We start from the raw sequence: 20823 nt of genomic DNA on the forward strand, positions 1-20823 counted from the left end.
GGCTTGAGTAATAAATGTTTAGTAGTGAAAAGGTCAATTTGCACAGTGTGGCAACATGTCCTTTTCGCCTTATTTTATATAAAATGACCAGGTAATCAAAGTGGACGAACAGGTGAAGGCGGACATGCATGATTACCTTGAGTCAGTATCTTTTGAAGTAACATTAGATGAAGCGGGAAATATCGTCAATCAAAGGAATACAAAATGATATATAACAGTAGGGGAGATGGATTAACGACAGATCCTCTACTGTTATATTAAGAAACGGGCATACTTTAGTTCACTATTTCATTACTATCGACCCAACTAAAACAAAGGATCCGTAATAGCGGCTCCTTTTTGGGTTGTTTTGTTTTGGGTTAGGCATGTGCCGGAGTGTGATTTGTACCCGTTCCCGCAGTGCGATTAGTGTCGTCTTGTTTATGTGAACAGCTGGCAGGTATGGCATTAGGTAGTAGCACCGAGAATCAAACCAAGACCTACTAAGATGCGATGTTATCCCGACGATCTAAGGAGAGCCTTATTCATTTAATTCATATTATACAATGAGCTTTATTTAACTTCTGAAAACTGATGCAAGGTATTACATGAAGTCCTACAACACGAGGATGATCAATAGATCATGTTTTTGTCGGAAAGAGGAGAAATGTTGAAAAATGATAATTTAAGTTAAAAGAAGTTAAAACTAGTTTATTTACTTATACTGAAAAAATGGCTTACTTTGATAAGTAGTACACAAAACTTGCAGAGCAAGGGGCTAAAAGATTGCAGGAAATAGAGACCCGAGAAAAGAGGTGCGGTATTTTAATGAAAGTATTGAAAGCGCTATCTTCTGTTTTACTGGCATTACTACTGCTTTTTAACGCAAGCCCGAAGGAGGTGGCAAGTGCTGCAGATTTGATTCTGGATCCCCCGACAGTTATCCAGACAGCCCCAGGTTTTAATAGCGTAACACTCGCATGGAATCGTGTTGCTAATGCCGAAGCTTATGACATCTACATGTCTGAAGCAGCTAATGGAACATATGAATTGGCGGAAGCGGGTGTGAAAAGCACTATTCATGAGGTTCATTTCTCGAATGGCAAGAAGTTGCAGGGGAGGCAGACCTATTATTTTAAAATTAAAGCCAAAACTAGCAACACTGTAAGTGATTTTTCACACGCGGTATCCCAAAAAACAGATGCGTTTAATCCCGCTGACGGCTGGGCTGCTACGGGAGACGGTACAACAGGTGGAGACCTTAGCACAGATTATGTCATCGTAACCACCTATGATGAGCTGAAAACGAAAATTGCCGAGCGTAAAGATACAACCAATACGCTTGCGAAATCTCCCTATTTAACGATTTATGTGAAAGGCTTGCTGAAGGGCAACGCCGATATTACCCTTCAAGATGTACATAACGTATCGATTGTAGGCTTAGGTAGCGATGCGATCATAGACGGCTATGGCTTTATTTTTAAAGCTAGCAGTAATGTCATTGTTAGAAACTTAACGATAAGAAACGCTCTTATAACTAAAGGGGTAGACATACAAAGCTCCAAAAATATTTATTTCGAGCATAATAATTTTTCCAATGGCAAGGACGGTTTAACTGACATTAAATCAGCTTCTGACCTGGTTACGATGGCGTGGAATAGATACTCCAAACATGAAAAAACGATGTTAATCGGCTCAGGCTGGAGTGCAACCAGCTCAGACAGAGGAAAACTCAGCGTCACCATACACCATAACTGGTTTGAAGGCACACAGGAAAGACATCCACGAGTAAGGTTCGGCAAGGTGCATGTTTATAATAACTATTATACAGATATTATAAATTACGGTGCGGCGAGCACATCTGAAGCGCAAGTGCTGCTCGAAGGCAACTACTTTCAGAATGTACCGATTGTAGCTATGTATTCGCGAAGCCCCTTGGACAAGAGCCTGAACAATCTGCTGTCCAATGACCCGCTGGGATTGATGAAGGTGACTGATACGAATAAAATCGTAGGAACCGGCGGGCTGTATGACCAATTGTTAGAGGCAACTTATGAGGATGCAGCGAATGTGCCTAATCGGGGACAAGCTTATAGCTGGAGCTTTTATCCGGATCGGATTCCTGGCTATACGTATACAGTCGACAACGCGGATAAGGCTAAATCGGATATTGAACGGTACTCAGGCGTCGAGAAAAAGCCCGTTTTTACTATTGACACTTTGGAAACGCCTACAAACATTAAAAGCACATTCACGGCCAAAGGTATTGACCTGGCATGGGACCGCGTACAAGGTGCAACCGGTTATGAGGTGAAATACTCCACATCGGCAAACGGTCCGTTTAAGGAAGTAAGCGCCAATATGCCTTCTGTTACACTTCCGGTAGGATCGGTTAGTTTGGGTGCAGCTTATTATGTTTCGGTAACGGCATCTAGCGGTAATGCAATAAGTATCGATAGCAGACAGGAAACGATAAAAGCTGCTCTCCCGGATGTGCCTTCAAAGCCTACTCTGCAAAGGCTTGACAAGTCGTTTAAGGTTTCGTGGAACGATGTTCCGAATGCGGATAGCTATACCATAACCTTAACAAACAAAACAACCAACGAGACAACGGCAATTCCGAATGTTAGAGACTCATTCTATCTTTTGAGCAGCCTCGATACTGGTACAACGTACTCTTTTGCGGTTCAAGCGGTTAACTATTTTGGATCGAGCGCAAAGTCCGCGGCATCGGAGGATAAAGCCGCCGCAGCGGCCATCGTTCCCGGTGTGAATTGGGTCGTTAAAGACATTTTTGACAATGCAACGGAAGATACGCCAATTGAAGATTTCGGCTATGTCGGAAGCAAAACCGGTACTCCCGGCGCCTCTGTCGGCGAAAATTATGTGAAGTTTTTGAGCGGAGATGTCGATGGTTCCAACAAAGGCCCAATGTCTTTATTCCTCAAAGATTCGAACAGCAATTTTGCAACAGTGGTAACGAAAAATTTAACCAAAAATACAACCGAAACTCCATTTTTGGGAAAATTCGTGTTCGATATCGACTTTAAAGAGGCTCCGCCGGAGGATTCGAAACCGATCCGACTGTTGGATTCGGACGGAAAAGTAGTGGTAAGCCTGAGAGTAGACAGCCAGAGCGGAAACTTATACTATTCGGTTAAAAATGGAGCCGACGAGACGAATACGAATCATTTGCTCGTATTGAGCCATAACGTTTGGTACAACATCAGAATTGTTGTCGATATGGATGCCAAATTGGTTGATGTTTATATTAACAGTCAGCTTTACCTTGCAGGTGCTCCTTTGTATGATCCGACAGCTAAAGATATTACCTCATTCAGAGGGGAAACATCCAATGGGGGCATTAAGCCGATCCAATACAGAAATGTAAAGGCGGGAATCGTCACGGAAGCCCCTGGAAACATCACGGGGGATCTGAACGGGGATGGTAAAACCTCTATTCTCGATTTGGCCATTATGGCGAAATATTATGGAAAATCCGATAAGGATCCAAACTGGAACGATTTCAAGATTGCGGATCTGAACAAAGACGGCAAGATAGAACTATTAGACTTGGCCATTGTGGCTCGAATGTTAATCGATCAAGAGTAACTAATGGAGGAGCATTTCAATCATGATACGTAAATCGTTTTCGTTGAGTTTGGCGATAGTACTGTTTGTTGTATTGCTTGTTCCGCAGGCAGTGATGGGAGCAACCGATCTTCTTGCTTCTGTCACAGCTTCAAACAGTATCACAGTCGTGGGGAATAAAATTTCGATTACTGTTAAAGGACAAGAAGTCAAGGATGTATATGCCTATGAAATCAACATCGCCTATGACCCCAATCTGCTAGAGTTTGAAAAAGATAGTGTAAAGGCCGGCATTCCAGGATTTTCGGTTCCGGCGATCGTGGATCAACAGGAGGGAAGATTCAATTCGCGCATACCAAGACAGGGAATAAGCCCGGTGAGAATGGGGATATCACCTTCGGTACCCTAAGCTTTATTGCAAAAAAACAAGGGGAAGCCTCCATCGAGCTAGGAACAGTGAAATTGGTGGATAGTCAGCTGGTCAAGACTCAATATGCGGCGAACGCAAAGGTGTCTGTTGTTATTACACCGCCTGGAAGTCCATCGAGCAGCACCTCAAGAGGTAGCAGCGCTCCATATGTTAACCAAATGATGCAAATTTCGAAAGGAACGTCGCAAGATGGAAGGGATGTAACGAGAGCGAGCATCGATGGAAGTCAATTGGCCAGTGCGTTATCTTCCGCAAGTTCCGGCCAAATTGTTCCTATTGTAGTGCAGAGCAGCGATCCAATTGTCATGGTAGAACTGCCGGCAAGCGCTTTAATCGATGCGATTAATAATAAGTTAAACAGGATCATACAGATCCAAACCGATGCAGCGACATATAACCTGCCATTGAGCGTGTTGAAAAACATGAAGTCGGACGGGGTCGTTACGGTATCGATCGTTAACGTGGCCGGACTGACAAAGGACGCAATTAATAAATCGTTGCAGAACGCCGGAGTAAAATCCTTGATATCGTCTCCAATAGACTTTAACGTATCGGTCAACGGTCAGGAATTGCGTGACTTTGGCGGCGTATATGTAGAACGTGCTTTACACATGGGCAATACATCCATCAATTCGAATAACTCGACAGCTGTCTGGATGGATGAGAACAACCAAATTCATTTTATTCCCTCCGTCTTCTCGGTGACTAACGGAGAGAGTGTGGTTGTGATCCGTTCTCCCCATAACGGAACATTTACCGTTATTCAATCGAACCATTCTTTCGCGGACATGAAGGATCATTGGGCGAAGAACGATGTGGAGATGCTGGCCAATAAATGGATTGTGAATGGAAAGACAAGCGACACGTTTGCACCGGATGCGCCCATTACGCGGGCTGAATTCGCTACCTTGCTTGTTCGCTCCCTTGGTTTTGTGGAGACGAAGGCCGATGGATTTAAAGACGTCAGCTCGAAGGACTGGTTTGCTGGTGCTGCAGGAGCTGCCCAGAAGGCCGGATTGATCAATGGATATGAGGATGGTACCTTCCAACCGGATGCCAAAATTACAAGAGAACAATTGGTTTCGATGATGATCCGTGCAATACATGCGGGGGGCAAGGAAGTTAAGGCAGACGCTTCGTTATTGAACCGCTTCTCCGATCGTTTGCAAATTAGCGATTGGTCTAAGGAAGCCGTTTCGCAGGCGCTCTCAGCCAACCTCATTCAAGGAATGTCAGAGGATACCTTCGCGGCGAATGAAAATGCAACACGAGCTCAGGCAGCCACCATTTTAAAACGTATGCTGCAATATTTGCAATTTATTAATTAAGTATTCGCCCGGTTTTTATAGTCTTCGGAGGTGTTCAATGCTGTGAGAAAGATGGGAAAAGTTAGTGCACTGTTAGCTCTGCTTCTTGTTCTTCAGGTTTTCTCGGGTATTCCATTCGGGATTACGGACGCATCGGCGGCTACGGTCCCCGTATCGGCGACCGGCTTACCAGATGGCTGGCAAGCGGTAAAGATGATGGACGTGACGGACAGCGTTTACGATCCGGGACCCACAAATGTCAGTTTTGACAACGGCAAGTTTACCTTATCTGCGGCAGCCGGGAAATTAACCGCCGATAACGACAATATCGCATATGTTTATATGCCGTTCGGTGAAGCCGTTGGCAAGGACTATCAGTTGACAGCAAAAATCACTATGTCAGGCGTTTTGACGGACTCTAATACATGGGCCATGATGATGGTCCGGGATGGTACGGAAAGCAATTCCAATCATTTATCGATGGGGCTTGATCGCAATTCAGGAAATACCAGGGTTCGGGATTATCGAAGAGTAGACACCTCTAATGGTGGAGGAAACTCTGCGGTTACAAGCAATTCGCTTTACGTAAGAATGACGAGAACAGGAGCCGGGTCTTCATCGAAGCTTGCATTCGAATATTCTGACGACGGATCTAAATGGACTAGTCGAACCAATTTTACCAGTAACGCAAACAACCACTATGCTTTAAATAAATTGACTGCCAACGTAGGGTTCGCTGTTTCCTCGGTGTCAGCGACTTTTGAACAAATTAAATTTACTGTAGGCGGTACGGGAGGAACCGGCTCGGGTTCCAAGGTTATCTTCGATTCGGCGACGGCCAGTTCGGGTAATCCTCCGACTAAGCCGGATACGGGGCCATCCATTACGATGCCGATTACACCGCTCAATAGCAGCAGTGTACCTCTTTCATGGAGTGCGGTATCCGGTGCGACAAGCTATAACGTCAAAGTAGGTAAGGCTCCGGGAAATTATAACGTTAAGACGGAATCCACTTCCGGCCTGTCAACGACCGTTACCGGATTGGAGCCAAGCACTACCTATTATTTTGCGATCAGCGCAGTTAACAGTACCGGAGAAGGTCCGAATGGAGGCGAGGTTTCCGTTACCACCCCCGCCTTAGTTATAACGGCGCCAACATCAGCGCCAAGCCTGTCCCAACCTACTGCGGGGGACCGAAGTGTGGCGCTATCCTGGAGTACGGTGGGCGGAGCGACCTATTATGTGGTTAAAGCGGGTACATCCCCTGGGAGTTATACGATGGTTGATCAAACCACAGCCACTTCGTACACCTTTAATGGACTGCAGAATGATACGATACACTATTTCACGGTAATCGCTGGGAATAGCGCCGGAGAAGGCCCAAAAGGAACAGAAGTCGCGGCAACGCCTAGTAATAAATCAGAAGCGCTGCTCGCACCGGTAAATCTGAGAGTTCCGACTTTGGCGTATGATGAGAAGAGCATCATTTTGGTATGGGATAAGCCGGAGCAATACTCCCGCATTGTCGATTACAACGTTTACCAGAACGGCGAGTTCATCGGGACGGCGAACCAGAATACATTGCAGCATTCACCAGCTAAAGAATGGATTGACAAATTTTATCAAGCAGATAACACAAACAAGCATGTAAAAGTATCGATGCATAATTTCACGGCTACCGGACTGAAATCGAATACTTCTTATACTTATACGATAAAAGCCGTCGATGCTCTCGGTAATGAATCGCCGGCCAGCAATCCGGTAACTCAATCAACGACCCGGGTGCCAGAAGTATTCAATATTGTGAATTATGGTGCTGTAGGCGACGGAGTAACGTTAAACACCAAGGCGATTCAAGCAGCCATAGACGATGCCACCCCTGGCTCCAAGGTGTTGATTCCCGGCGGAACCGGAGTGTTTAAAACCGGAGCGATCTTCCTAAAGAGCGATTTGACCTTCGAGATCGGTACGGGCGCAACGCTGCTCGGTTCAGAGAATCCTCAGGACTACCCGTTCGACTATTACTTGTATGATTACTCAACGGTTCCGAGATATTATTCTCTCATCAATGCACACACCTATGATTACGGAAGCCTCAAAAATATCCGAATTGTTGGAGAAGGTACTATTGACGGAAACGGGTGGAAATGGAATAATCCGCCGAAGGTTAACGATGGATTTTTCCCAGAGCAGCCTTCAAGCAGCAATAGCAACTACGGGACGTATGGAGTTCTGGCTAAGGCTCAAACGGATTATGCAAGAGACAATTTCTTCACGGGGCAAACGAACGCGCAAGCCAATGGTTATGCTTCCAGATCGAACCTGATTACGCTGCGGGGCGTTGACAACGCGTTCTACGGCGGCTTTACGGCATTGAATCCATCTAACCATACGTTGGTTAACCTTGAATCCAACCATGTTACGATTGCCGGAACGAAGCTGTTGACCTTCGATGATAATAACGCGGATGGAATCGAGTTCGGCGGAGGGGACGGTCTGACGGTATTTAACAACGTGCTCGATACGGGGGACGACAACATCAACTTTGCCGCCGGGCAGGGTGCAGTTGCGGAGCAGGAACAACCGACCCGCAATGCATGGATATTCAATAACTATATGAGAGAAGGTCATGGCGGCGTCGTTATGGGGAGCCACACCGGCGCATGGATTGAAAATATCCTGGCAGAGGATAACGTCATGAACCAGACGGAAATCGGACTGCGCGCCAAGACGAATACCCCGACCGGAGGCGGAGGAAGAAACGTAATTTTCCGGGATACAGCTATGAAAAACGGAAAAAATCAAGCATTCATCTTCACGTCTTCTTATTCCGATGTTAACTCGGTCAGCGAATTCGAGCCAGCTTCTAAAACCGCCCAATTTAGAGACATTACGGTTAAAAATGTGACAGTAGAAGGCTATAAGGGCGATTCGATCAATGTGGCCGGGGTTGATGGCGGATTTCATGAAGGCATTCACTTTGACAACGTGAAGTTTTACAGCAACAGCAATTCCGCCGTGAAGCCAGCGAATATTAGCTATATGAGAAACAGCTCGTTTAAAGATGTCGTATACGACATTGCAAGTCCTTGGAAGATCGTCAACTCGGTTGGACTTACCTATACCGGTACGACTACGATGGACAATGTTTCAAAGAATGCAGCGTCGGCGCCAGTCTGGCCGGTCGGCAGCACGCTCACGCTCTCCGAAGAGAGCAATACATCGGTGAAATTGACTTGGACACCGGCAACAGATAATACGGCTATTACAAATTATCGCGTGATTGCAGAGGGCAAGGTTATTACCAACAGCGTTGCAGGAACCACAAATACGTATACGGTGACCGGATTGTCTCCGGGGTTGACCTATACATTCAAAGTGGAAGCTATGGATGCGACGGGCAACTGGACCGCGACTGGACCAAGCGCTCCAACGCTGACGATAGGGGCGGCAAGTACAGCTGCTCCGACAGTACCGACCGGCAGCAGCAGTATCCAGCTTGTTGGCTCAGCGAATACCACATGGGCCAATATTAAGTGGACGGCAGCAACGACTCCGGTGAAGGAGTATGTCATTTATGCCAATGGGCAGATTAAGGGCTCTGTGGCAGGAAGTGCGACTACCTTCAATGTGACTAGACTATCGTTCGCCACATCTTACACGATGGAGGTCGAAGCGGTAGACGCCTACGGTAATAAAGCGAAGTATCCGTACAAATTACAGATAACTACCGCAGAGCCGTATGATACCGGCGCGCCGAAGTGGCCATCGAATAGTAAAATTACCGCAAGCGGATTAACCAATACAGCCGTGACATTGACCTGGACACCGGCAACGGACGATATCGGTGTTACGGGGTACAGGATATACAAGAATGGAAAGCCGATCGAGGGCGATGTGAAGTTTACTCCGGTCAATTCAGCGAATACGGTTCCTGCAACCTCAACATCGTATACAGTGACGGGTCTTGCACCTGGAACAAACTATACGTTTAAAGTAGAGGCGGGCGATGGAAGCTCGAAGTGGACCGGTACCGGACCGGTCTTGGCCATTACAACGGCAGGTGATTCGGCAGGTATGACAGGCATTGCCACACTCACCGGAACGAATGCGGTACAATCCGGAAATCCGTTCGACCTGAACTTCGGACTGCAAGATGTGAGTAGCCCAATCTACGCGCAAGACATAACTATAACTTATGACCCGAGCAAAGTGGAATTTGTTTCTGCAGATTCCCTCAAGAACACTCTGTCGATCGTCGCTCAAGAGAAAGTGAGCACAAACAAAGTCAGATTGATATTGGCCAGTCTTGGAGAGAGTAACGCAGTGAATACCGAAGGCGATTTGGTCGTGCTGCATTGGAAGGCTAAACAAGTCTCGGTAACGGGAACTGCACCAATCACCTTATCCAGAGTCGTTATCGCCAGTGATCAGGAAGAAAAAACGTTAGCCCCGGTTACCCACTTCGTTGACATTATTATTAACGTCAATGTTGACAAAGCCTTGTTGACTAGCTTGATAAGCGAGGCTCGAGCCGCACATGATACGGCAGTAGAAGGGACTAACGTCGGAAATTATCCGGCAGGTTCGAAGGCCGCATTACTTCAAGCTATTAACAGGGCGCAATTAACTGCTGATGACGTACAAGCGACTCAACAGCAAGTAGAACTTGCAAGAAATGATCTGAATGCAGCGATGCAGACTTTCACCACATCGAAGATTACCGGAATCCCAGGAGATTTGAACGGAGACGGCAAAATCAGCATCGGGGATTTAGCTTTGGCCGCACAATATTACGGCAAGAACTCGTCCGATTCGAATTGGAACATCTACAAAGTTGCAGACCTGAACCATGATGGCGAGATAGATATTGCCGATATTTCGGCGATCGCCAGAAAAATTCTAGAAGTTCAATAAGAGTTCAAGTATGGTTTGATGAAAGAGGAGGGAGGTTCTGTCCTCCCTCCTGCATACCATAAGGAGATGAACAGATGAATCTGTCAAACAAATTGAGAACGGTTATGCTAGCATTGGCTGTCACGTTGTGTTCTACCGCATTATTCGCCCTTGCTGCTTCCGCCGAGGATAACCATTTGCCGCAACCAACCTATGCGTACGACATCCTTGTAGATAGCAGTCTTCCACAGGACGACCCTGCGAACAAAAAGTTTAAAACGCTGCAAGCGGCATATGCGGCTGCCCCTGCCGGAACGGCAGCGAAACAGACGGTTATCGGAATTAAGCCGGACGTTTATCATATTACGGGAACAGAAACGGAATCCGGACTCACTATTACGAAAAATTACATTACCTTGCTCGGACTTACCGAGGATCGCAGCAAGGTTGTGCTCGCAGATAATCGAGGAAACAAGCAGGGAGCAGGTACGGATACCACCTCCAATAACGGGTATGTGATCATTGTCAATGCAACCGGATTTACAGCCAAGAACCTGACGTTCCTTAACTATTGTAATATTGATTACGCATATCCAGGTGATCCAAGCAAAAATCTGTACAAGAGATCCAGCGTTGAAACGCAGGCAGTAGCACTTCAGTCGTCTGGGGACAAGCACACGTATGAGAATGTTGCATTTCTCAGCAGACTGGACACCTTCTTTTTACAGACAACCCGTTCCTACTGCAAAAATTGTTATTTAGAGGGTACGGCAGACTTCCTCGGGGGCGGTACGGTTAGCGTCTGGGAAGACTCGAAGATTGCTTTCCCGCCAGGAAACGGACCGGTCCTAGCGGCTTCAGGGGTTGTCTTTATCAACACGAAGTTTATATCGGATCGCGGCGTGGGCTTCTATAAAGGCGTATCGAACCCAGTAGCCGTTATCAATAGCGTGTTCCCCGTATACACGCCGGAAACCCCCAACTCGTGGGTGGCTAAAGGCTGGGGGACCATCGTTCGCCCTAATCTATACTCCCTTACATACAAATCCAAGGATGCGAAGGGCAATCCAGCCGTAATTTCGGATGGCGTAACAACGGTACCGACCTTCAATGGATCTAGAGAATTATCGGACGAAGAGGCGCTAGCCTTCAACCCGTGGAATCTTCTACGGGCGACCCCCACCGGTGCAGCGGATGACTGGGATCCGGCAGGAGTCAAAGATAAATACGAGGCTTTGGGCCAAGGAAGTTTGATCTATAGAATGGCTATGACCGGGGGATCTCCCTCTATTCGTACCGGCGGGCCCGGAGCAACGATCGGCGCAACCGTATCGCCAGCAAGAGCGCCTGACAAGACGATAACCTGGTCAACGGATTCGGATTTAATCACTTTAAGCGCAACAACCGGTCCGAGCGTTGTTGTAACAGGTAATAACAAGACGGATAAAGCGGAGTACGTTACGGTGAAAGCTAAGGCTGCCAATGGTTTTTATATCACGGCGAATGTTTTCGTAGAGCCCGCATACATTGATCCGCCTGTATTTATCGAACAACCGACTTTAAAATCTCCAACGAAAGGAACCATTAGTGTTAATTACGCTCTGGACTTAGGGAACAAAGAAGATCAGTCCGTAATTAATTGGTATATTAGTGACGATGCTATCGGAACGAATTCAAGGGCGGTAGCGGTGAGCAGAGGCAATGAGCCGTTGAAGTCGTACACATTAACATCTGGCGATATAGGCAAATACATTCGGGTAAGTGTCGCACCCAAGCATCAAATCAGCGATCCCGGCGCTGCTGTAGATGCAGTAGCCGCAAGACCAATAGCGGCATCGGACATTAACTCAACGACCGTTGCTCCTAACTTTAGAAACTTTGTAACGACAGCTAACAATTCGTACGTCAGCGGTTTATGGACGGTTCTCGGCACATGGACATCTGTTGCTGGGGATAGCTTTGACAACGGTTATGGAGTCAGAGTAGGCTCGCAAGGCGCATCTCTTCTTTATCAGCAGGATGCGAAAGCCGGAGACATGCAAATCAATCTGAAGATGACGCCCGAAAAAACGGGCGGCCAAGGCTTCGGAAGCCCAGGGTCCGGAGTTGATGGAGATACGATCCAAAAATCAGATATTTTTATTAAATACGATCCGCGCACCAAAAACGGATATTCCCTGAGATTTTGGAGAACTTCGCAGTCTACAGAAAAAGTGATGTTTCAGATTTACAAACATGTCGATGGCGTAGGCTCTCCAGTCAGCAACACGCAGGTGCTTTCCGGCGTGTTTAAGCCCAACACTTCTATGTCTCTCAAGGTTATCGGCAATAAGTTTACAGTGAGCGCGAATAATGACGTTGACGACGAAGTGTTATTCTTGGAGGAGACCATTGCTCCCAATGATTTTGGTGGAGCCGGTGCGTACTGGTCGGGAACTGTTTCCAACGGAAACAGCAATGTGTACAGCAAGTTTGAAATTTCCTATCCGCAGCCATCCGATGGCGTGCAAGCCGTTGTGAGCGGGGATAGCCAAGTAAATGCCGGTGGAGCATTCGAGATGAATTACGGACTGAAAGGCGTGACGAAGCCGGTATATGCCCAACAAGCGACCTTCGGCTATGATCCGTCCAAAGTGGAGTTCGTAACTGCGGAATCGCTGAAATACGGTTTCTATATTGTGGACACGTCGATTGAAGGCAAAGTCCGGTTTATTGCGGCAAGTACGGGCCAGGAAGTGGATGCGAACGGAGATGTGCTGAAGCTGCAATGGAGAGTCAAGCCGGGCGTTTCATCGTCTGGGACGTCAATCGCTCTGACCGGTATCGTGCTTGGTCTCGCCGATGGGAAGGAAACGGATGTAAACGGAATTACACATACTGTGGGAATCCCCCATATCGATAAGACGGCGTTAAGCACTCTGATTGCAGAGGCACAAAGCACCCATGATGCGGCAAAAGAAGGAGCAGCTGCCGGAAACTATCCGGCAGGATCGAAAGCGACTCTTATGGCGGCCATCTTGAAGGCAAGCCAAACCGCTGACAATGCCAATGTGAGTGCAGCGCAGGTAGAGCAAGCAACAAGCGAGCTTTACGCAGCTTTGACACAATTTAAGGCATCGGTCATTGCCAAATTACCGGGAGATTTGAACGGAGACGGTGTAATCGGCATCGGAGACTTGGCTATCGTAGCGCAGTATTATGGAAAAACGAAAGACGATCCGAACTGGAATATTTATGTAGTTGCGGATCTCAACGGGGATGGCATTATCGATATTCTTGACTTGGCTATTGTAGCAAGTCATATACTTGACAACTAAGTAATGAACGGCCAAACAAACGATCGTGGCGAGGCTGCGGTCGGTTTGTTTGGTGCAGCATAGGCGCTATCTGCCAACTAATCGAAACGAATATGGAGAGACTTGGAGCAATTTCAGATGTAAATCAAACTGAGATAAGACTGAATTTGCAATAACAGCAAACAATTTTGGGTAACAAGAACATTATCTCATTAATAGCCGCGTAAATCGCGGCTTTTGTGGTTTATGGGATCAAGTTCTTGTCAAAACCAAATAACAAGAACTTGATCCCATTCCCGACAAATCTCTTGATCTGCAAGGAGCCGAAGCACTTGCCTTGAATAGTTCCAAAACATGAAGACCGGTTTTGTAAGCATGACTACGAATCAGTGCAACTAACTTGATTCTTTGGCAGCTCTGGGCGCAACTTCTGTTATACTGTCGGCTTGGGTAGACTGAGTCTTTCCGATTGGTCGTACGTGCCGAAGCCGCGTAACGACAAGGATGATGGTAATAAGCATGATGGCGCCGCTGGCTGCCGCAACGGCGTGCATCCCGCTTGTAAAGGCTTCTCGTGCTCCCGTGAGCAGTGTCTTGCCGACTTGTTCGGAGAGGCCTTCCGCTATAGCCGTAGCACCTGCCAGGCTGTCGCGGGAAGCTTGTACGGCGGACGCCGACAAGTCGGAGGGGATAGAGTTCGCCACCTGGTTGCGGTAAATGACCGTGCCGATGCTGCCTAAGACTGCGATGCCCAGTGCGAAGGCGAATTCGCCGCTCGTTTGCAGCATGGCGGCCGCCGATCCTGCCTTCTCTGGCGGGGCCGATCCGATGACAAGGTCGCTGGACAGGCTTGGTAGCGGGGCTGAACCTATATTAAAGCAGATGTACCCGAGCACCAGCAATGTGAGGCCTGATTCAACTCTCACCTGAGTTAGCAGAAAACAGCCCGCGGTCGATATCAGTAGTCCCGTTCCGATAAGACGCGCCGGTCGGATCCGGCGTGCGATTAGCGGTGAGAAAAACATACCGACCATCGAGGCAAATACCCCAGGGAGCGTGTACAACCCTGCCTGAAGCGGCGACATTCCTTGCACGAATTGGAGGTATTGCGCGATAAAGAGCATGGTCCCGCCTGTCAGTGTAATACCGAACATGCCCCCCAGTGCAGCGCTGAATCCGGGACTCGCGAGCAAGCGTAAATCGAGTAGAGGACTCGTCAGCCTGCGCTGCCGCGACACAAACACCGTGCCTAGGACGACGCCCGCTAGTATTAACAGCGCAGGCAGCATCTGCAGACCATACTTAGCGATTTCCTTGAGGCCGTATATGATCGGCAGGATGGCGCCCAGCGATAACGCAACACTGGTCAAATCCAGCCGGTCGGCTTCGGGGTGCCGGTATTCTGGCAGCAGTATGGGTCCGGTTATTAGTAGAAGCAACATGACCGGCACGCCCAGAAGGAACACCGAGCCCCACCAGAAGTGATCTAGCATGATACCCCCAACCACAGGCCCGAGCGCCATGCCACCCATAGAGCACGTTAACCATATGCCGATGGCAAGGGAGCGCTGCTTATGGTCACGGAACATGTTGCTAATCAAGGCTAGTGTAGAAGGAGATACAGTCGCTCCGGCTATACCGAGTATTGCGCGGGCTGCAATGAGCATCTCAGCACTTCGGGAGAATGCTGCCAATATCGATGCTACCATGAATGCGCTCCCGCCGATCAACAGCAGTTTACGGCGACCGATTCGATCTCCCAGCGTCCCCATGGTGATCAAGAACCCGGCGAGCATGAATCCGTAGATGTCGATGATCCACAACTGCTGAGCGCTATCGGCACCGAGGTCGGCACCAATGTGCGGCAGCGCGAGAATCATTACGGAGAGATCAATCGTGACAAGGAGGGCAGGCAGGGCTAATACCGCAAGCCCTATCCATTCCCTTATGCCAGCCTTCATTTCATTTCCATGCAATGTGTTGTTCATTTGTTCTGCAGCTCCAAGCCCAGCTTATCTAGCAAAAATTTTGTGCCGTGCTCACGATGTTCTGGTAGATCGTGACCATCGAAGAAAGCTCCTTGTTCGTTATAGATGAGTTGAGTGCCGTTGTCCGATCTCTTTATTTCTACTGTCGTCAAGGAGACTGACATCCGTGTCTCTCCTTGGTCCAGGGTGTAAGTATAAACGATGCGACTGTCCTGAACGATCTCTTGGTAGCAAGCGTCGAAAGTGTAAACGCCGCGGTTGATTTCCCGACCACCAACCTGCAAGTCGAACTCGTCGGCTTTCGGGTACCAACGGGCTTTGGCGGAAGGGTCCGACCAGGCGGAGAATACCCGCTCGGGCGATGCACTATAATTTTTCTCGATAACAAAGGTTGAATACTTTACAGATCGTTCGTTCATGGGTTATTTTGTCCTCCCTAGGAGATCGTCATTTGGATGCTCGCCAAGAAAGTCGTCAAGCTGATCGAGAGGGGATTCCCAGTTCGCTTCCCGCTCGGCAAAATATTTATGATGGCTCATCCTCATGGCGCTCAATATTTTGGTGAATTCTTGAATGGTCAACGGTTCTTTTCTCTCCATAAGGCTCGCTACATGCTCTAATTCCGGAGTCGGTATGACCGGATGGCGAGTATAAACCTGGTCGTTAGTATCGCAATGTTCGAACTGTTAATCCCGCTAATTTCGCAAGTTCTCCAACTTTCCACTCCCGTTTCATGATCATCCCCTTTTTTTTGCGCGAGGTTTTTACCGGTATCCACATCATAAGACATTCCGTTACGTAAGTTTCAAGTACAAAATTATGAGGAGTGTCATCTTCTTCAGAAAACATGGAGAATTGAGTGAACGGGCTTTGCAGGATCTACTGCAGCGCGCGATTGCTTTGAACAACCTGGTTCTGCGGACTGCAGATAATTCCGCTACGACAGTGAAATGACTTCAGTTGGAGCTGGCGCCGTGGCGAGCTGCTCCAGATCGTTGAAGTAATGGACAGTTATGTTACATACGAAAAAACTTCCATAAAATCCAAAATATAGTACAATAAAAATTAAATATAATGTAGTTAAAATTAGCACAATACAAGTCACATAGAATTGAGGGTATTCCATGAAAGAATACTGGAATAAGAGATTTATGAGTGAAGGGCTTATCTGGGGAGAACAACCAAGTGAAACAGCGTATCATGCGAAGGAACTATTTTTGAAGCACCATCAGGACAGTTCTAGTCCCAGGAGCAGGTTACGGTAGAAATACAAAAATACTCTCCGATACATTTGAGGTAGATGCAGTCGAACTTTCATCAGAGGCGGTTATACTTGCACGGCAATGGGATGACAGGAGCTGTTTTATCGAAGAATCTATATTTGATTTATCAGTCACCAACAAGCAGTACGATGCTGTATACTGCTACGACCTTCTACATTTATTCACTGATATTGATAGAGAAAAATTAATACTTAAGTGCATCGAGCATTTAGGTCAGGAAGGTATTTATTATTTTACATGCTTTTCAGACGAAGATGCGGCTTTTGGTAAAGGAATGGAAGTAGAAAAGAATACATTTGAATATAAGAATGGAAAGTTAGCACATTTTTTTAGTGAAGACGATCTGAAAAATCATTTCAAGGAAACTAACATCATTGAGACAGGATCAATACAAGAAAACTTTGAATACTCAAATGGTGCAATAAGAACATATAAATTAAGATATATTTATGGAATAAAAATATTAGCTTAACAAGGATCATTCCGCTAGCGGATATTTTATTTCAATGAAGGACTCTATACAAACGATGAAGGAGCTGCAGCTCCTATTACATCTTCATAAAATAAATGTTTTTATATGTAAGTACCGGGGGACTGAATGGAAATATACAAGTGGATAATAAAACTAAAGGGAGTTGATGTAATTTTGGCTAAACCCTTTTTATTTTTACTGGAATTAGTAAGGATAGTCATTTTTCTGGCTATTGGTTTTGGAGTATTGGGGTGGGTAGAACAATTAATATATGCTCCTATTAAAATTCAAATAGAGGATTACTTTTCGGTTTATTTGATAGGTAATCTCTTAATTTTGTTTGTCTTTTATAGAAATGTATTTCAATTTGGAGGGTGGTTTAAATCTACACAAAACAAAAAACTACCAAGGACTCTAACTGCTCTCCTTTCTCTATTAGCTGTTCTTCTGATTGCTTCCCCATTTATTGCGTAAAACAAGCACAAAGTTTTGAGTTTACAAGACCCAATGTACAAACTAAAAAACAATATAAAAAAATATTTACTTCCTTTGTCGATTTCACCATGTTCCATTCGTCGTTATTTATGTAAGGACAAATTCAAGTGGAAAGGTTGTTAAACATGGGAGCACAAATTCATTCTTATCTGATGTCGGAGGATGCAAGAGGTCAGGCGAATTTTTACATCGAGTCACTTGGTGGCAAAATTCAGTTTCTCACCACATTCGGTGAGACACCGGGAACACCCGAGGCAATGAAGGATAAAGTCATGCATTTGGCTTTGACAGTGGCGGGGATGAATACGCTAATGATTTCCGATTCATTCGAGCCGGTTTCGTATAACCGCAGTATCAGTCTTGCTTTGACCTATGACGATGAGTCAGAAGCCAGAAAGGCATATGCCCATCTAAGCGAGGGTGGCGAAAGCAAGTATCCTTTCGCTCTTCAGCCATGGGGGGCTTATTATGGAGAAGTCGTAGATAAATTCGGTGTCACGTGGATGATTACGAAGCAGTAAGTTATCGAAAGGTATGTTCGAGGGTCCCGTGGAAAGAAGAACGGTGAGAACACTCGTTTATTCATAATTCAACTATCGGATAATGATAGTGGAGGAGCTCCTATCGAGGAAGCTCCTTTTTGTGACGGCAAGTTTTTTTTGTTAAAAAGCTTGGTTTGCATGAGCATCGAAAGCTTTGGCAGAAATATCAAAATCAACATCCTCAATAAATTCGATAACTTCCCCATTGGGACTATGAATGACAGCATTCTTTACGACAAGGGGCGGTTCGCCAAGAGAAAGGCAGCCTGGTTCTATATAAGCTTTTGCTCCATGCGCAAGGGCTTTTTGAAATATTTCATTTACATTATTTACATAGAAGGCGAAATGTAATAACGCTCCGTGAGCTATATCATCTTCAGACAATGCTTTCTTCCCTTGAGCAGGGATGATCGCTTCGTTATCGAAGACTTCAATACAGGTTCTTTGGTCAGGTGAAACCAGCATGGAAGCTTCTTTGAGCTGAAAGGATGGCAGACTCCAGTGATGACCTAACTCGAACCCTAAAACTTCAGTATAGAACGCAATAGTCGCTTTATAATCCTTGGCTTGGATAGCCACATGTGCAAGGCCTTTTATGCTCATCTACAATTTCTCCTTATATAAGATGGTTTTATTATAGTGATATTAGTACGTCAAATACATACGAAAGATAAGTATTTTGTAGTAATATAGTTATTAAATATAAGGTAAATGAGTTGATTAAGGTTATTTTATTAAAATGGGTTAGGAGGTCCTTGATACGGAGCATCCAATCGATGATATTGATAAAAAGATCATGCAATTACTTCAGCACAATGCACGAATGTCTATTTCTCAAATCAGTAAAGAAGTTTCCATGTCTCAACCATCCGTTAAAGAACGGATTATCAAGTTAGAAGAGAAAAACATTATTTCTGGGTATACTACGGTATTTAATTTAAGGGATCTGAACCGGGGTACGACGACTTTTATTCTATTAAAAACAGAACATTGCCAAGAGATCGTTGATTTTTGTAAGGATGCCAGGGAAGTAACTGATTTATTTCGCATCAGTGGAGAATATAATTATCTCATCAAGGTACAAACAGCATCCATTGAGGAGCTTGCTGAATTTCAAGATTCGCTTATAAAGCTAGGACCTTCAAAGTCTCATATCAGTTTGAAGAGTATATTGGAACATAGAGTTTTGCTTTAATAAACAACTAAGACGCGCGGCTGCAGGTATGAATCGGCAGTCGCGTTGTACTGTGAGGATAGCGGTAGCGATGGAAATCAGGGATGTCGTCGGACAGGTACTCGCAATGGGTAATAGATCTGCTTGTTGTATGCAACTGAATCCGTACTTTAGTTATAGCTTCAGACTATAGCAGGTTATAGGAATAAGAAATTATCTTTTAGCCGATAGACAATGCTATCATTACTATATCCAAGGTGAGATGAAAAAATGGTTACTGTCTTAACTGCCTAGTTGGCTAGGTGTGATCCTACAGTTCTGGAGGGTGAAAAGAAAATGCTTAAAGAAAAAATATTGGGTAGAGAGGCTGGCATTTTAACATATGGTATGACGCCACCGAAGATAGCTAATACCCCAGAAAAGATAGAAGAGATTTCACTGAAGCAAGTTGAAAGAATAAATGATCTCGAAATCGATGCATTAATTCTTTACGATGTTCAGGAAGAAGCTGATCGAGCTGAGCAACAAAGGCCTTTTCCGTATTTGCCAACGATTGATCCTGCAACATATAGCTATGAATATTTAAACCAACTCCGGGTTCCCCAAATAATATATCGCTGCGTGGGTAGATATAGTGAAGAACAGTTCATAAAATGGGTCAAAGCCGACATAGATAGAGAAAGATATTCAGTATATGTAGGTGCTTCTTCCAGTAAGCAGGAGATAGACTTAGATCTTTCTGAAGCTTCTAAATTAAGCAAGAGTTTAAACAGCAATTTAACTTTTGGGGGAGTAGTTATACCTGAAAGACACATGAAAAAGAATGATGAGCACATACGGGTTAGAAATAAGATGCAAAACGGATGTGCCTTTTTCGTATCACAGGCAACATATAATGTAGAAGCATCGAAAAATTTCTTATCGGATTACTATTATTACTGTACAAATAACGGATTAGAAATGGTACCTATTTTATTCAACCTTGCCCCCTGCGGATCTGAGAAAACTTTGGAATTCATGAAATGGTTAGGAATAAGTATACCAACTTGGTTAGAAAATGAACTAAAATACTCAAACGATGTACTGGAAAAATCAATCAGATTGTCTCAAAAAATCTTTGAAGAGATTTTAGATTTTGCATTGGAAAAAAGAATCCCTGTTGGATGTAGTGTTGAAAGTGTCTCAACAAGGAAAATAGAAATAGAGGCATCTATACAACTGGTTAGGGACATAAAATCTATGTTAGACAAGAAGCTGAAAAGAACCGTAATAAGTTCACTACAATAATCATTGCACTAACAGAGATCTTTAGCACAATAAAAACAGCAGCAGTCTAGGACTTAACCTTCAAGTCCTAGTCCGCCATCGGT

At 45.6% G+C, this 20823-nt stretch carries 14 protein-coding genes and 1 pseudogene; 11 read left to right on the forward strand and 4 right to left on the reverse strand.

What is annotated here, in order from left to right; all coding sequences use genetic code 11:
* Positions 1 to 807 precede the first annotated feature (807 nt).
* The 5 genes from QMA13_RS07200 (at position 808) to QMA13_RS07220 (ending at position 13520) form a co-directional block, all read left to right on the forward strand.
* On the forward strand, positions 808 to 3591 hold the full coding sequence (locus tag QMA13_RS07200) for a pectate lyase family protein (protein ID WP_282940534.1): 2784 nt from the start codon (positions 808 to 810) through the stop codon (positions 3589 to 3591).
* Positions 3592 to 3613: 22 nt separating this feature from the next.
* Positions 3614 to 3979 carry a cohesin domain-containing protein gene (locus QMA13_RS07205; RefSeq protein WP_282940535.1) on the forward strand — a complete coding sequence of 122 codons (366 nt, stop codon included), beginning with the start codon at positions 3614 to 3616 and terminating at the stop codon, positions 3977 to 3979.
* Between the two features lie 47 nt (positions 3980 to 4026).
* A complete protein-coding gene (locus tag QMA13_RS07210; protein ID WP_282940536.1) occupies positions 4027 to 5328 on the forward strand; it encodes an S-layer homology domain-containing protein in 1302 nt (433 codons plus the stop codon).
* Between the two features lie 51 nt (positions 5329 to 5379).
* Positions 5380 to 10224: a fibronectin type III domain-containing protein gene (locus tag QMA13_RS07215; protein ID WP_282943295.1), complete on the forward strand. Its 4845-nt coding sequence runs from the start codon at positions 5380 to 5382 to the stop codon at positions 10222 to 10224.
* Between the two features lie 74 nt (positions 10225 to 10298).
* Positions 10299 to 13520, forward strand: a complete 3222-nt coding sequence (locus tag QMA13_RS07220; RefSeq protein WP_282940537.1) for a pectinesterase family protein — start codon at positions 10299 to 10301, stop codon at positions 13518 to 13520.
* 374 nt (positions 13521 to 13894) lie between these two features.
* Here QMA13_RS07220 and QMA13_RS07225 read toward each other — a convergent pair whose 3' ends face one another.
* From QMA13_RS07225 to QMA13_RS36355, 3 genes are read right to left on the reverse strand one after another with little or no spacing between them, the layout of a single operon-like run.
* A complete protein-coding gene (locus QMA13_RS07225; protein ID WP_349254202.1) occupies positions 13895 to 15487 on the reverse strand; it encodes an MFS transporter in 1593 nt (530 codons plus the stop codon).
* Positions 15484 to 15906 (reverse strand): SRPBCC family protein, encoded by a 423-nt coding sequence (locus tag QMA13_RS07230; RefSeq protein ID WP_282940539.1) that lies wholly within the window; start codon positions 15904 to 15906, stop codon positions 15484 to 15486. Before QMA13_RS07230 ends, QMA13_RS07225 begins: the two co-directional genes overlap by 4 nt.
* Positions 15907 to 15909: 3 nt before the next feature.
* Complete coding sequence (locus QMA13_RS36355) at positions 15910 to 16086, reverse strand: hypothetical protein (protein WP_349254203.1); 177 nt, start codon at positions 16084 to 16086, stop codon at positions 15910 to 15912.
* Between the two features lie 676 nt (positions 16087 to 16762).
* On the opposite strand from QMA13_RS36355, the pseudogene QMA13_RS36360 reads away from it, so the two are divergent.
* From QMA13_RS36360 to QMA13_RS07250, 4 genes and pseudogenes are all read left to right on the forward strand, one after another.
* Positions 16763 to 16945: pseudogene (locus QMA13_RS36360) on the forward strand (methyltransferase domain-containing protein); the annotation flags it as partial.
* Between the two features lie 99 nt (positions 16946 to 17044).
* Positions 17045 to 17242: a hypothetical protein gene (locus QMA13_RS36365; protein WP_349254204.1), complete on the forward strand. Its 198-nt coding sequence runs from the start codon at positions 17045 to 17047 to the stop codon at positions 17240 to 17242.
* 126 nt (positions 17243 to 17368) lie between these two features.
* The gene (locus QMA13_RS07245; RefSeq protein WP_282940540.1) at positions 17369 to 17716 is read left to right on the forward strand and encodes a hypothetical protein; all 348 of its coding nucleotides are present in this window, start codon (positions 17369 to 17371) and stop codon (positions 17714 to 17716) included.
* A 146-nt stretch (positions 17717 to 17862) separates the two neighbouring features.
* A complete protein-coding gene (locus tag QMA13_RS07250; protein ID WP_282940542.1) occupies positions 17863 to 18258 on the forward strand; it encodes a VOC family protein in 396 nt (131 codons plus the stop codon).
* 141 nt (positions 18259 to 18399) lie between these two features.
* Here the strand turns inward: QMA13_RS07250 and QMA13_RS07255 are convergent, their stop codons facing one another.
* Positions 18400 to 18882 (reverse strand): VOC family protein, encoded by a 483-nt coding sequence (locus QMA13_RS07255; protein WP_282940544.1) that lies wholly within the window; start codon positions 18880 to 18882, stop codon positions 18400 to 18402.
* A gap of 169 nt (positions 18883 to 19051) precedes the next feature.
* Between QMA13_RS07255 and QMA13_RS07260 the strand changes: the two genes are divergently transcribed.
* On the forward strand, positions 19052 to 19474 hold the full coding sequence (locus QMA13_RS07260; protein WP_349254220.1) for an Lrp/AsnC family transcriptional regulator: 423 nt from the start codon (positions 19052 to 19054) through the stop codon (positions 19472 to 19474).
* A gap of 315 nt (positions 19475 to 19789) precedes the next feature.
* The gene (locus QMA13_RS07265) at positions 19790 to 20740 is read left to right on the forward strand and encodes a methylenetetrahydrofolate reductase (RefSeq protein ID WP_282940545.1); all 951 of its coding nucleotides are present in this window, start codon (positions 19790 to 19792) and stop codon (positions 20738 to 20740) included.
* The last annotated feature ends 83 nt before the right edge of the window (positions 20741 to 20823 follow it).

It is taken from the genome of Paenibacillus sp. RC67 (genome assembly GCF_030020805.1).
GTDB lineage: Bacteria > Bacillota > Bacilli > Paenibacillales > NBRC-103111 > Paenibacillus_S.